At 70.2% G+C, this 13,805-nt stretch carries 9 protein-coding genes and 1 tRNA gene; 8 read left to right on the top strand and 2 right to left on the bottom strand.

What is annotated here, in order from left to right:
• Positions 1–103 precede the first annotated feature (103 nt).
• Positions 104–1,702, top strand: a complete 1,599-nt coding sequence (gene serA, locus OG738_RS02160; protein ID WP_329050768.1) for a phosphoglycerate dehydrogenase — start codon at positions 104–106, stop codon at positions 1,700–1,702.
• A gap of 45 nt (positions 1,703–1,747) precedes the next feature.
• Here serA and OG738_RS02155 read toward each other — a convergent pair whose 3' ends face one another.
• Positions 1,748–2,278, bottom strand: a complete 531-nt coding sequence (locus OG738_RS02155) for a barstar family protein (protein ID WP_329050766.1) — start codon at positions 2,276–2,278, stop codon at positions 1,748–1,750.
• Between the two features lie 200 nt (positions 2,279–2,478).
• Between OG738_RS02155 and OG738_RS02150 the strand changes: the two genes are divergently transcribed.
• The 4 genes from OG738_RS02150 (at position 2,479) to OG738_RS02135 (ending at position 9,835) form a co-directional block, all read left to right on the top strand.
• Positions 2,479–5,841 (top strand): S8 family serine peptidase, encoded by a 3,363-nt coding sequence (locus OG738_RS02150; RefSeq protein WP_329050764.1) that lies wholly within the window; start codon positions 2,479–2,481, stop codon positions 5,839–5,841.
• A gap of 227 nt (positions 5,842–6,068) precedes the next feature.
• Entirely contained in the window at positions 6,069–7,109 is a 1,041-nt protein-coding gene (locus OG738_RS02145) for a 3-isopropylmalate dehydrogenase (RefSeq protein WP_329050762.1), read from the top strand.
• Positions 7,110–7,428: 319 nt separating this feature from the next.
• Positions 7,429–9,033, top strand: coding sequence for a citramalate synthase (cimA, locus tag OG738_RS02140; protein WP_329050760.1), 1,605 nt, complete (start codon positions 7,429–7,431; stop codon positions 9,031–9,033).
• Between the two features lie 31 nt (positions 9,034–9,064).
• Complete coding sequence (locus tag OG738_RS02135; protein WP_329050758.1) at positions 9,065–9,835, top strand: fumarylacetoacetate hydrolase family protein; 771 nt, start codon at positions 9,065–9,067, stop codon at positions 9,833–9,835.
• Here OG738_RS02135 and OG738_RS02130 read toward each other — a convergent pair.
• Positions 9,832–11,073: an FAD-dependent oxidoreductase gene (locus OG738_RS02130; RefSeq protein ID WP_329050757.1), complete on the bottom strand. Its 1,242-nt coding sequence runs from the start codon at positions 11,071–11,073 to the stop codon at positions 9,832–9,834. The two genes, OG738_RS02135 and OG738_RS02130, sit on opposite strands and share 4 nt — an antisense overlap.
• A gap of 104 nt (positions 11,074–11,177) precedes the next feature.
• Here OG738_RS02130 and gltX point away from each other — a divergent pair, with 104 nt between their 5' ends.
• The 3 genes from gltX to OG738_RS02115 all read left to right on the top strand — a co-directional run bounded on the left by gltX (position 11,178) and on the right by OG738_RS02115 (position 13,715).
• Positions 11,178–12,656: a glutamate--tRNA ligase gene (gene gltX / locus OG738_RS02125; protein ID WP_329050755.1), complete on the top strand. Its 1,479-nt coding sequence runs from the start codon at positions 11,178–11,180 to the stop codon at positions 12,654–12,656.
• A gap of 202 nt (positions 12,657–12,858) precedes the next feature.
• Positions 12,859–13,593 carry an HAD family hydrolase gene (locus OG738_RS02120; RefSeq protein WP_442875925.1) on the top strand — a complete coding sequence of 245 codons (735 nt, stop codon included), beginning with the start codon at positions 12,859–12,861 and terminating at the stop codon, positions 13,591–13,593.
• A gap of 50 nt (positions 13,594–13,643) precedes the next feature.
• Positions 13,644–13,715 (top strand) — tRNA-Gln (locus OG738_RS02115).
• The last annotated feature ends 90 nt before the right edge of the window (positions 13,716–13,805 follow it).

Here is a 13,805-nt window from a genome sequence, read left to right as displayed (position 1 = left end):
GCGGAGCGGGTTAAACTCCGCCACGACCGGGGCACAACGACGTGCTGAGACCGTCTGCCGACACACAGCGTCCTGGAAATGACCAGATAGTGGGAGCCGCATCGTGAGCAAGCCCAGCAAACCCGTCGTCCTCATCGCGGAGAAGCTCGCCCCCTCCGTGCTGAGCGTCTTCGGTGACGAGGTGGAGGTCCGGCACGTCGACGGCACGGACCGATCCGCGCTGCTCGAGGCGGTGAAGAGCGCCGACGCGCTGCTGGTCCGCTCCGCCACCAAGGTCGACGCCGAAGTCCTCGGCGCCACGACCCAGCTGAAGGTCGTCGCCCGCGCCGGCGTCGGCCTGGACAACGTCGAGGTGCCCGCCGCCACCGAGCGCGGGGTCCTGGTCGTCAACGCGCCGACGTCCAACATCGTCTCCGCCGCCGAGCACGCCGTCGCCCTGCTGCTCGCGGTCGCGCGCCGCGTCCCGGCCGCCGACCAGAGCCTGCGCGGCGGCGAGTGGAAGCGCAGCTCGTTCTCCGGTGTGGAGCTGCAGGGCAAGACGATCGGCGTGGTCGGCCTCGGTAAGATCGGCCAGCTGTTCGCCCAGCGTCTCGCCGCGTTCGACACCAAGCTCATCGCCTACGACCCCTACGTCTCGGCCGCGCGCGCGGGCCAGCTCGGCATCGAGCTGGTCACCCTCGACGAGCTGCTGTCGCGCGCCGACGCCATTTCCATCCACCTGCCGAAGACGCCGGAGACCAAGGGCCTCATCGACGCCGAGGCGCTGAAGAAGACCAAGCCGGGTGTCATCATCGTGAACGCCGCCCGCGGCGGGCTGATCGTCGAGCAGGACTTGGCCGACGCGCTGCGCTCGGGGCACGTCGGCGGCGCCGGCGTGGACGTTTTCGTCACCGAACCGACCACGTCCAGCCCGCTGTTCGAGCTGGAGAACGTCGTCGTGACGCCGCACCTGGGCGCGTCGACGGCCGAAGCGCAGGACCGCGCGGGCACCGACGTCGCGAAGTCCGTGCTGCTGGCGCTGCGCGGCGACTTCGTGCCGGACGCGGTGAACGTCTCCGGCGGTGGCGCGGTCGGCGAGCACGTCCGCCCCTACCTGTCGCTGACCCAGAAGCTCGGCCAGCTGCTGACGGCGCTGAACCCGACGTCGCCGGCGTCGGTGACGGTGCAGGTCAAGGGCGAGATCTCCCACGAAGACACCGGCGTGCTGCAGCTGGCGGCGCTGCGCGGCCTGTTCACCGGCGTGGTCGAGGACCAGGTCACCTTCGTCAACGCGCCGCAGCTCGCGGAGAAGCTCGGCGTGCAGGTCGAGCTGGAGACCGAGCCGGAGAGCCCCAAGTTCCGCAGCCTGGTCACCGTGCGCGCGGTGCACGCCGACGGCGCGGTGCTGACCGTGTCCGGTTCGGTCACCGGCCTGGACGAGGTCGAGAAGCTGGTCGAGGTCAACGGCCGCGGCTTCGACCTGCGTGCCGAGGGCACCGTCCTGCTGGTCGAGTACGGCGACCGCCCCGGTGTCATGGGCCGCGTCGGGACGCTGCTCGGCGAGGCCGGCATCAACATCGAGGCCGCGCAGATCAGCCAGACCACCGACGGTTCCGACGCGGTGATGCTGCTGCGCGTCGACCGCCACATCGACGCGCACCTGCTGGAGCCGATCGGTGCTTCGGTCGGGGCGCACACGATCCGCGCCGTCGACTTCACCTGACGCGATCGCCGTGAAGGCCACGCCGAGGACCACTCGGCGTGGCCTTTACGCGTTTCCGGGGCGCCGGCGCGCGTCGAGCCATTCGGCCTCGTTCCAGTGCACCGCCGTGGCGCCGACCGGTTCGAACCGGATGCCGGGGTCGTCGCTCTGCACGAGGACCACGAATGGGCGGCCGAAGAGCATCGCCACGCGCGAATGGTCCGCCAGGAGGTCCAGCACGATGTGGGCCGACCGCGGGCAGGCCTTTGCGTAGGCGTCGTAGCCGGTGAAGACGATCGCCAGGCCGGCCGAGTCCGGCGACCACCCGTAGTCCTGGGCGACGACATCGCGCAGGCAGTCGTTGAGCGCGTCGAGGTTGCGCCCGTAGTAGTCCGGGAAGCCGAGCGCCGCGGCGACAGCGGCGTGCATGTCGCGATCGGACGTCCACTCGCGCGCGCCCAGGCGGATGACCTGGTAACCGTGGCCTGCCAGCCAGTCCGTCGCCTCGAGCAGGAGCGGCACGCGCCAGAACAGGGTCACCGGGCCCGCGTGCAGCAAGCGGAAAGCGAGGTCGTCGCGCGGCTCGTAGCGGTGCATGGGACCCGAGGGTATCGGCAATCACATTCACATAACGGACTTCTTTGCCTACGTAAGTAGGTGTTTTGGGGCATTAAGTTCTCTCCGCGAGGTTGAACCACGCGCCGTCGAGGGCACGGCGCGGTCGCCGTGCTTCACCGTCGGGGGTGCTAGGAGCGGCTGGCAGGTTCGGGTCCAGACCTCGAGTAAGGGGCCGACTCATGACCAGATCCCGCCTGCCCGCGCGCGCCACGACGGCGTTCTTCGCCGTCGTGCTGGCCGCCGCGCTGGGCGCGCCGGTCGCGTCCGCGGCTGACGCACCCCTCGCCGACGGGGTGGCGCCGGCGAAGATCGACGGCGCGAAGCTGCAGGGCAAGGTGGCGCCGCGCCTGGCCGCCGCGCAGGGCCGCGTCACCGCGTTCGTCGAACTGGCGAAGAAACCCGCCGTCGACGCGTTCACGTCCGCGCAGCCGCAGGGCAAGGAAGCCGCCAAGCGCGCCGCCCGGGCCGCCAAGGACGACACCGCCGCAGCGGTCAGCTCGGTCCTCGGCCAGTTGCGGTCGGCCGACGCGAAGCCGCAGGTCGTCACCCAGACCGCCAACGCGGTCCCCGGCGTGGTCGTGACCGCTGACGCCGCGAAGCTGCGCGAAGTCGCGAAGCGCGCGGACGTCGTCTCGGTGCGCACGGTCGTGCCGAAGACCCGCACCAACGCCAGCGCCGAGCAGTTGACCAACACGCTCGCCGCGTGGCAGCAGACCGGCAAGTTCGGCGACGGCGTCCGCATCGGCGTGATCGACGACGGCATCGACTACACCCACGCCGACTTCGGCGGCCCCGGCACGCCGGCCGCCTACAAGAGCGTCGACAGCACCAAGCCGACCCCGCTCTTCCCGAGCGCCAAGGTCGTCGGCGGCACCGACCTCGTCGGCGACGACTACGACGCCGCGACGCCGGGCAAGGCCACCCCGAAGCCGGACCCGAACCCGCTGGCCTGCGGTGAGCACGGCACGCACGTCGCCGGCACCATCGGCGGCTACGGCGTCACCGCCGACGGCAAGACCTTCAAGGGCGACTACCAGAAGCTCACGGCCAAGAAGGTCGACGAGCTGCAGATCGGCCCGGGCACGGCGCCGAAGTCGCTCCTCTACGCCATCAAGGTGTTCGGCTGCACGGGCTCGACGAACGTCACCTCGCAGGCACTGGACTGGGCGCTCGACCCGGACGGCGACGGCGACTTCACCGACCACCTCGACATCGTCAACCTCTCGCTGGGCTCCGACTTCGGCGCGCCGGACGACCCGGACTCGCTGTTCGTGCGCAAGCTCGCCGCGAACAACGTGCTGCCGGTGATCTCCGCGGGCAACGGCGGCGACATCAACGACATCGCCGGTTCGCCGGGCAACACCCCCGAAGCGCTCACCGTGGCCAGCTCGCGGGACGCGGGCGTCCTGCGCGACGCCGCCGAGGCCAAGGCGCCCACCGGGGTCGCCGGCGCGAAGACCGGGCAGTACAGCCAGAACTACACCGGCTACGACACCCTGGATGTGACTGCGCCCGTCGTGGCCCTCTCGGCGGCGAACGCCGCGGGCTGCGCGCCGTACTCCGCGGCGGACAAGGCGAAGGCGGCCGGCAAGTTCGTCTGGCTGGAGTGGGACGACAACGACTCCACCCGCGCCTGCGGGTCGGCGGCGCGGGCGAACAACGCCCAGGCGGCCGGGGCGAAGGGCGCGCTGCTGTCGTCCACTTTGGAGCACTTCAGCGCCGGCATCGCGGGCAACGCGGCGATCCCGATGTTCCAGTTCACCGGCTCCGCGACGAAGACGCTGCGCGCGGCGCTGACCGCGGGCACGCTGCAGATCCGGCTCTACGGCGCCGGGCGCACGTCGGTCCAGACCTACGACAAGACGATCGTGGACACCCCGAGCTCGTTCACCTCGCGCGGCACCCGCGGCCCGGCCGTGAAGCCGGACCTCGCCGCGCCCGGTGACACGATCACCTCGGCGTTCCGCGGCAGCGGCAACGGCCGGACCGTGCTCTCCGGCACGTCGATGGCCGCCCCGCACACGACGGGCATCACCGCGCTGGTCCGCCAGTCCCACCCGGACTGGTCGGTCGAGGAGGTCAAGGCGTCGGTCGTCGACACCGCCGGCCACGACGTCACCGACGGCGCGGGCCACACCTTCGCGCCGCAGCGCGTCGGCAGCGGCCGGATCGACGCGAAGGCGGCGCTGGACAACCAGGTGCTCGCCTATGTCCAGGACGACCCGGGCGCGGTGAGCGTCAGCTTCGGCACCGTCGAGGCTCCCGGGCCGGTGACGCTGTCGAAGACGATCAAGCTGGTCAACAAGGGCGTCACGCCCGCCGAGTACACCGTGGCCTACCAGGCGGTCGACGCGCTGCCGGGTGTCGAGTACACAGTGGACAAGCAGTCGGTGAAGCTGACCCCGCGCGGCACCGCCAAGGTCAAGGTGACGCTGAAGATCACCGACCCGAAAGCGCTGCGCAAGGTCATGGACCCGACCATGTCGGCCACCCAGGCCGGCCTGGCGCGGCAGTTCGTCGCGGACGCTTCGGGCCGCGTCGCCTTCACCCCGACCAGCGGGGCGAAGGTGCCGCTGCGGGTTTCGGTCTACGCCGCGCCCAAGCCCGTGTCGACGATTTCGACGCCGCAGTCGGTGAAATTCGCCCCGGACGCCACCCAGGCCGTGCTGAACCTGAGCGGCAAGGGCGTCGACCAGGGCACCGGCGCGCAGCGCTACCGCTCGCTGATCAGCGTGTTCGAGCTGCAGGCGGAATCCCCGCAGCTGCCCGAGTGCGACGCGGACGTGGTCACCGACTGCACGGTGAACAAGACCGCGAAGGGCGGCGACCTCCGCTACGTCGGCGCGGCGTCCACCGCGCCGCTGGCGAAGGCACAGGGTGAGCCGGAGAACGCGATCCTCGCGTTCGGCCTGTCCACCTGGGGCGACTGGGCGAACATCGGCAGCAACACCTCGCCGTTCGTCGACATCGACACCACCGGGGACGGGACGCCGGACTTCGAGACCTACGTGACCAAGGCGACGTCCACGGACGTCCTGCTGGCCGTCACGGTCGCGCTGACCCCGGGCTTCCCGCAGGTCGACGTCCAGGCCGTCAACGGCCAGCTCGGCGACGTGGACACCAACGTGTTCGACACGAACGTGATCACGCTGCCGGTTTCGCTGGCCGCGCTGGGCATCGACGCGAACGCCGACAGCCACCGCATCTCCTACACGGTCGGCGTGAGCGGTTTCTACGTCGCGCCGGGCACGACGAACGGGCTGATCGACTACGTCGGCACGCCGCTCTCGTTCGACGCGCTCGCGCCGGGCTACTCGGTGCAGGGTGGCGGCGACGCCGCGCTGGGCTACGTCGCGAAGCCGGGGACGGCGCTGGTCGTGACCCGGAACGCCGACTCGGCCGCGGCCGACAAGGCACTCGGGCTGCTCGCCATCGAGCACCACAACGCCGCGGGCAACCGGGCGAACGTGGTCAAGGTGGACGCCGCCCAGGGCGCCCGGCCGGGGAACGACCGTCAGCCGATCGGGGCTGGTCACCGGTAGTCCGGGACAAGATCGATCAGTGCAGGAGCAGGGGCGTTCCCGGCGGGTTCCGCTGGGGGCGCCCCGCTCTGGTTAACCCGATCGGGTGTCTCACCCTGCGGGAGGATGCGGCATAAGGGTGGTGCGGCTACGGCCGTTTGTCTACGGCCGGTAACCTTCCGGCTGCTGGCGTTTTGTTGCGGTGGGCCATCGGTGCATCCGGTGGCCTCGTCGACGGAGGTGTGTGGATGCGGCTCGCGGTGATCCCAGGAGACGGGATCGGGCCCGAGGTGGTCTCCGAGGCGCTGAAGGTGCTCGGCGAGGTAGTACCGACGGCGGAGATCACGAACTACGACCTCGGCGCCGCGCGGTGGCACGCGACCGGTGAGCTGCTCCCGGAGTCGGTGCTCGGCGAACTCCGCCAGCACGACGCCATCTTGCTGGGCGCGGTCGGGGATCCGACGGTGCCGAGCGGCATCCTCGAGCGCGGCCTGCTGCTGCGCCTGCGGTTCGAAATGGACCACCACGTCAACCTGCGCCCGGCGCGGCTGTACCCGGGTGTCCGGGGACCGCTGGCCGACGCCGGCGACGTCGACATGGTCGTCGTGCGCGAAGGGACCGAAGGCCCGTACGCGGGTACCGGTGGCTTGATCCGCAAGGACACCGAGCACGAGATCGCGACGGAGGTCAGCACCAACACGGCGTACGGCGTCCGGCGTGTGGTCGCGGACGCGTTCAGCCGCGCCGAGGCCCGCCCGCGCAAGCACCTGACGCTGGTGCACAAGACCAACGTGCTGTCGTTCGCCGGCTCGCTGTGGTCGCGGATCGTCGAAGAGGTCTCGCTGGAGCACCCGGAGGTGACGGTCGCGTATTCGCATGTGGACGCGGCGACCATCCACCTGGTGACCGACCCGTCCCGGTTCGACGTGATCGTGACGGACAACCTGTTCGGCGACATCCTCACCGACCTCGCGGCGGCGGTGACGGGCGGCATCGGCCTCGCGGCGAGCGGCAACCTGGACATGACCCGCCGCAACCCGAGCATGTTCGAGCCGGTCCACGGTTCGGCGCCGGACATCGCGGGTCAGGGTCTCGCCGACCCGACGGCCGCGGTGCTGTCGGTGGCGCTGCTGCTGGACCACCTGGGCCAGAAGGAAGCGGCGCGGCGGATCGAGGCTTCGGTGGCGTTCGATCTGGCCACGCGGGACCAGTCTTCGCCGGGGGCCACCACGGCGATCGGGGACCGGCTGGCGGCGTTGGTTTCTTCCAACGTGCGCACGGCTGGTTGAGATTTCGCTTCGGAAGAGCCCCGCCCTTGGTGGTGCGGGGCTTTTTCGTGTCCGGCCCGGGTGGTCGGGGTGTGTTCGGTCTGGGCAGTCGCCCCCGGGGAGCGGTGGGGCTTGCTCGGTGGGGGTTTCCCGGATGGTGGGAGCTTGACCCAACTAGTGGACTTCCATCGAAGCACTGTGGCATGATGCGACCGTGACCAGCTTCGCGATCATTATCGCCGAGCGCGCCGGACGGTAGCTCCACAAGAGCACCCGGCGCGCAACCTCTCGCACCCCTGCGGGAGGTTTTTTTGTTGCCTCGAAACGCTAGGAGAAGACCGTGACCCGCCAGGAGCCCGCCGATACCCCGCTCGGCGATGCCTTCCACCTCTACGACACGACCCTGCGCGACGGTGCGCAGCGTGAGGGCATCTCCTACTCCGTCCAGGACAAGCTCGCCGTCGCGCGGCTGCTGGACGAGCTGGGCGTCGGGTTCGTCGAAGGCGGCTGGCCCGGTGCCCTCCCCAAGGACACGGAATTCTTCGCCCGCGCCGCGAAGGGCGAGCTGAAGCTCAAGCACGCTGCCCTCGTCGCCTTCGGGGCGACGCGCAAGGCCGGCACCACTGCCGACGTCGATCCGCAGGTGCGGGCCCTTCTCGACAGCGAAGCTCCGGTCATCACGCTCGTCGCCAAGTCCGACCTGCGCCACATCGAACGCGCGCTCCGCGTGGACGTCGACGAAGCCTGCGCCATGGTCGAGGACACCGTCGAATTCCTCACCAAGGAAGGTCGCCGGGTCTTCCTCGACGCCGAGCACTTCTTCGACGGCTACGCGTATTCGCCCGAGACCTCGCTCCGGGTCCTCGACGCCGCCGCGCACGCGGGCGCCGACGTCCTCGTGCTCTGCGACACCAACGGCGGCCAGCTTCCCCTCGGCCTCGCCGAGACCGTCAAGACCGTCAAGGACAAGACCGGGTTCCGGCTCGGGATCCATTGTCAGGACGACACTTCCTGCGCCGTGGCGAACTCCGTCGCCGCGGTGCAGGCCGGCGCGACGCACGTCCAGTGCACCGCCAACGGTTACGGGGAGCGGGCCGGCAACGCCGACCTCTTCGCCGTGACGGGAAACCTGGTGACCAAGCTCGGCATGGAGGTCCTCCCGACCGGAGGCGCCGCCGAGCTCACCCGGGTCTCTCATGCCCTTGCCGAAATCGCCAACCTCGCCCCCTACACCCACCAGGCCTACGTAGGGGCGTCGGCTTTCGCTCACAAGGCGGGACTGCACGCGAGCGCGATCAAGGTGGATCCGTTGCTGTACAACCACATCGATCCAGCTTCCGTCGGCAACGACATGCGGGTACTGGTCACCGAGATGGCCGGCAGGGCCAGCCTCGAGCTCAAGGGACGTGAGCTCGGGGTCGACCTTGCCGGCCGGCCCGAAGCGCTGACGAGCGCCATCACCAAGGTCAAGCGCCTCGAAGCCGAAGGCTGGTCCTTCGAAGCCGCCGACGCCTCCCTCGAGCTGCTGCTGCGGCAGGAGGCCGACGTGCCCGCCGAGGCGCCGTTCGAGCTCGAGTCCTACCGCGTGGTGCTCGACCACCGGCCGGACGGCGAGGTCATGGCCGAGGCGACGGTCAAGGTGCACGTCGGCGGCCAGCGCGTCATCGCCACCGCCGAGGGCATCGGCCCGGTCCACGCCCTCGACGCCGCGCTGCGGAAGGCGCTGTCCCCGCACCTGTCCTGGTTGGACAGTGTGGACCTGGCCGACTACAAGGTCCGCATCCTGCAGGGCCACCCGGGCACCGACGCCGTGACGCGCGTGCTGGTCGAGAGCACCGACGGCGAACGCGAATGGACCACCGTCGGCGTGCACGGGAACATCGTCGAGGCCAGCTGGCTGGCCCTGTGCGACGCGCTCGTCCACAAGAGCACCACCGTGGCCTGAAGCCCGGGTGGGGCGCACGTAGACTGACAACGTGCGCCTAGCCCGTATTGCTCATCCCGGTGGTGTCGCGTTCGCTTCGGTCGAAGGGGACGGTGACGACGCCCAGGTCCTGGAGATCGCCGAGCACCCGTTCGGCCAGCCCAACTTCACCGGCAAGCGGTGGCCGCTGGCCGACGTCCGGCTGCTCGCGCCGATCCTGCCGTCCAAGGTGATCGCCGTCGGCCGCAACTACGCCAAGCACGCGGCCGAGTTCGGCAACGAGGTGCCCAGCGCCCCGATGCTGTTCCTCAAGCCGTCCACCACGGTCGTCGGCCCGAACGCGCCCATCCGGCGTCCCTCGAACGTCGGCCGCGTCGACTTCGAGGGTGAGCTGGCCGTCGTCATCGGGCAGCCGGTGAAGAACGTGCCGGCCGCGCGCGCCGCGAGCGTGATCCTCGGCTACACGATCGCGAACGACGTCAGCGCGCGCGACCTGCAGAAGTCCGACGGCCAGTGGGGCCGCGCCAAGGGCTTCGACACGTTCTGCCCGCTCGGGCCGTGGATCGAGACGTCGCTCGACGCGTCCGACCTGGCACTCCGGGCCGAGGTGGACGGCGAGCTCAAGCAGGACGGCCGCACGTCCGACCTCGTCCACAAGATCCCCGAGCTGGTCGAGTTCGTCTCCGGCGTGATGACGCTCCTGCCCGGCGACGTCATCCTCACCGGCACCCCCGAGGGTGTCGGCCCGATCGAGGGCGGCCAGAGCGTCTCGATCACCATCGAAGGCATCGGCACCCTGACCAACCCGGTCGAGAACCTCTAGCCGCGGGACACCGGCTCCATCGGCCGCCGGGCGAACGCCGGAGCGTGCTCCGGCCGCAGTCCCAGGCCCAGGAGCCGGGCCGGGAAGTACGACAGCCGCGGGAACCGCGCGAACGCCTTGATCATCGGCATCGGCGGGCCGTTGCGCTTGCCGCTCATCACCCCGCGCACGACGGTCCGGTGCATCAGCCGTTGCAGTCCCTGCACCAGCACCGTCGGCGCGAGCCGCCGTGCGCGGACCTTCGCCAGGTCCGCTTCGGTGGGGCGGCCCCGGCGCAGCGGCTCGGCCAGCAGCGTCGCCGCCGCGACCGCGTCCTGCACCGCGAGGTTGATGCCGACCCCGCCGATCGGCGACATGGCGTGCGCCGCGTCGCCGAGGCACAGCAGCCCGTCGACGTGCCACTTGCGCAGCAGGTTCAGCCGCACGTCGAGGAACTTGACGTCGTCCATCGTCTTCAGCTCGCCGACGCGGTCGGCGAACTCGGGGCAGATCTCCGTGACGTTCTCGCGGAACGCCTCGATGCCCTGCTCTCGGAGGTCTTCGCCCTTCGGCGCGAGGTAGGCGACCTGGTAGAAGTCCGGCCGGGGGAGTGGCACCGCGAAGCGGCGGTCCCGCATCCTCGGCAGCAGCATGCCGCCTTCCTCACCGTCGCCGCGCGAGAGCCGGAACCACCAGACGTCGAACGGGCAGTCGTACTCGTGCGGCACCAGGCCGGCCTCGCGGCGGGCGAGCGACCACCGGCCGTCGGCGGCGATCACCAGGTCGGCCCGGATTTCGCCGGTTTCCCCGGCGCTGGTGCGGTAGGTGACGCCGGCGACCCGGCCGTTTTCGCGGACCAGGCCGGTGCACTCGGTCTCCATCCGCTGCACGAACGTCGGCTCTTTGCGCGCGCTTTCGGCGAGCAGGTCGAGGAAGTCCCACTGCGGCACCATCGCGATGTACGGGTGGGGGACCTTCAGCCGGGTGAAGTCGGCCAGCTTCATCAGCTCGCCGTTTTCCTGGGGGAACCCGGCCGAAGTCAGTTCGCTGTGCGGCAGCGCGTGGAACTTCTCGCCGAGGCCCAGCTCGTCCAGCAGCGTGAGCGTCGACGGGTGGACCGTGTCCCCGCGGAAGTCGCGCAGGAAGTCCGCGTGCTTCTCCAGCACCGTCACCTCGACGCCGGCCCGCGCCAGCAGGAGCCCCGCGACCATCCCGGCCGGCCCGCCACCGACGACGACGCAGCCCGTGCGCTCAGTCATCTCGACCATCTCCCCACCTATTCATCGCTTGTTGAATAAAGCGAGGATGCACCCGGCCGGTCCCCGGCGTCAAGCGATGCGGCGACGGATACGCTGATCGGGCTATGAGTGAGACATCGGTGGTTCGCGCGCGCTTCTGTCCTTCGCCGACCGGCACCCCGCACGTCGGGCTGATCCGCACGGCGCTGTTCAACTGGGCCTTCGCCCGGCACAACCAGGGGCAACTGGTGTTCCGGATCGAAGACACCGACGCCGCGCGCGATTCGCAGGAGTCCTACGAGCAGCTGCTCGACGGGCTGCGCTGGCTCGGCATCGACTGGGACGAGGGCCCCGAGGCCGGCGGCGAGTACGGGCCGTACCGCCAGAGCGAGCGACGAGCGATCTACGCCGACGTCGCCGCGAAGCTCCTCGAAGCGGGCGAACTGTACGAAGCGTTCTCGACCAACGAAGAGGTCGAGGCGCGGCGCAAGGCGGCCGGCCTGGACCCGAAGCTGGGCTACGACAACTTCGACCGCGACCTCACCGACGAGCAGCGCGCCGCCTACCGCGCCGAGGGCCGCGCGCCCGTGCTGCGCCTGCGCATGCCCGACGCCGACCTCGGCTGGACCGACCTGGTGCGCGGCGACATCACCTTCCCGGCCAACACGATCCCGGACCCGGTCCTGGTGCGCGCCAACGGCGAGCCGCTGTACACGCTGACCAACCCGGTCGACGACGCGCTGATGAAGATCACGCACGTGCTGCGCGGCGAGGACCTGCTGCCGTCGACGCCCCGCCAGCTGGCGCTCTACGCCGCGCTGGAGCGCATCGGCGTCGCGGGGTTCACGCCGCAGTTCGGCCACCTGCCGTACGTCATGGGCGAGGGCAACAAGAAACTGTCCAAACGCGACCCGTCGTCGAACCTCTTCAACTACCGCGACCGCGGGTTCATCCGCGAGGGCCTGCTCAACTACCTGGCCCTGCTCGGCTGGTCGATCGCCGACGACCGCGACGTCTTCAGCGTCGAGGAGCTGGTCGCCGCCTTCGACGTCACCAAGGTCAGCGCCAACCCGGCGCGCTTCGACCTCAAGAAGGCCGAAGCGATCAACGGCACCCACGTGCGGGCCTTGCCCGCGGCCGAATTCGTGAAGCGCGTCACCCCGTATCTGGTCACCGCGGGTGTCCTTCCGGAATCGCCGAGCGAGCAGCAGCGGGCCCGGTTGACCGCGATCGCGCCGCTGGTGCAGGAGCGCGTCACCGTCCTTTCGGACGCGGCGCCCATGGTGCGTTTCCTTTTTGTTGCGGAAGACGCGTTCGCGCCGGAAGAGGACGCGGCGGCGAAGAACCTCGGCGAGGCCGCGCAGCCGGTGCTCACCGCAGCGGTCGAGGCGCTCGAGAAGCTGCCGTCCTGGGAGACCGAGGCCATCGAGCAGGCGCTCAAGGACGCCCTTGTGGACGGTCTGGGTCTCAAGCCCCGCAAGGCTTTCGCCCCGGTTCGCGTCGCGGTCACCGGCCGGACCGTTTCCCCGCCGCTGTACGAATCCATGGAACTGCTCGGCCGCGACGTCTCGTTGGGACGACTTCGCCGCGCATTGGCCGGATAACCGAAAGAAGACGGTTCGCCAACTGGGAGTAGAGCCGGTGCGCCGGAACAGGGGATCGGCAATCACCTCTTTGGCAGCGTCGCGAACGCTGCGGTTGCCCTAGCCTCACTGGGTGGATTTCGCCCTGGCACCCCGGACCCCGTCGCGAACCGCCCCCGCCGAGGCGGCGCCCGAGCCCTGGGCGCCGCCGGAGCTGCGCCTGGTGTGCTTGGACATCGACGACACCTTGATCGACTGCACCGCCGCGATCCGCCGCAGCCTCCACATCCTCACCGGCCGGGGCGACCTGTGGCCGTTGTGGGACGTCATCACCGAAGAGCACGTCGCGCTCGTCGTCGCCGGTGAACTCGACTACGCGACGATGCACCAGCGCCGCACCGACTGCTTCCTCGCGGAGATCGGCATCCTCGCCGACGAGGAGCAGGTGAGTTCGTTCGAGCGGCGCCGAAGAGAGCTGCTCGACCATTCGTGGCAGCTGTTCGACGACGTCCTCGACTGCCTGGAGTGGTTGCGCGCCGCCGGGCTGATGCTGGCGGCCGTGACCAACGCTTCGGGTGTCCACCAGCGCAAGAAGATCGCCGACCTCGGGCTGGCGCCGTTCTTCGATCACGTCGCCATCGCCGGCGAGCTCGGGGTGGCGAAACCCGATCCGGTGATGTTCCACACGGTCTGCCTCGGCCTGGGCTGCGCACCCGCCCAAGCCGTCCACGTCGGCGACAAGCTGGACACCGACGCGATCGGCGCCCGCGACGCCGGCCTCGGCGCGGTCTGGCTCGACCGCGACACCATCGCCGAGCGCGCCCCCGAGGGCGTGCACCGGGTGGCCGGCCTGGCCGAGTTGCCTGAGCTGCTGGTTTCGGAGTACGCGACGATCGGCGTCCCGATCCAGCGCGGCACTGGCACCCCCGCGTTCACCGTCGGGAACGGCGTGCTCTAGTATTTCTCCTCGTGCGGTGCTGAACCGGCCAGGCCGGAACGGTACCTCACTGGGGTATGGTGTAATTGGCAGCACGACTGGTTCTGGTCCAGTTAGTCTAGGTTCGAGTCCTGGTACCCCAGCTGCGGAGAGTGACCCCCTTGCGGAGCGAGAAATCGCCTCTGGTAAGTTCTCTCCAGCAAGAAAACAGAAAAGCCCCTGGGAAACCAGGG

This window comes from Amycolatopsis sp. NBC_01488, assembly GCF_036227105.1.
In the GTDB taxonomy this organism is placed as follows: domain Bacteria; phylum Actinomycetota; class Actinomycetes; order Mycobacteriales; family Pseudonocardiaceae; genus Amycolatopsis.
Note: the sequence above shows the minus strand (reverse complement) of the source record. Positions and strands in the feature narration are given on the sequence as shown.

Coding starts and splice junctions, on each gene's coding strand:
- gltX (WP_329050755.1), top strand. CDS start 11,178: ATGAGTGAGACATCGGTGGTTCGCGCGCGCTTCTGTCCTTCGCCGACC.
- OG738_RS02130 (WP_329050757.1), bottom strand. CDS start 11,073: ATGACTGAGCGCACGGGCTGCGTCGTCGTCGGTGGCGGGCCGGCCGGG.
- OG738_RS02155 (WP_329050766.1), bottom strand. CDS start 2,278: ATGCACCGCTACGAGCCGCGCGACGACCTCGCTTTCCGCTTGCTGCAC.
- OG738_RS02150 (WP_329050764.1), top strand. CDS start 2,479: ATGACCAGATCCCGCCTGCCCGCGCGCGCCACGACGGCGTTCTTCGCC.
- OG738_RS02145 (WP_329050762.1), top strand. CDS start 6,069: ATGCGGCTCGCGGTGATCCCAGGAGACGGGATCGGGCCCGAGGTGGTC.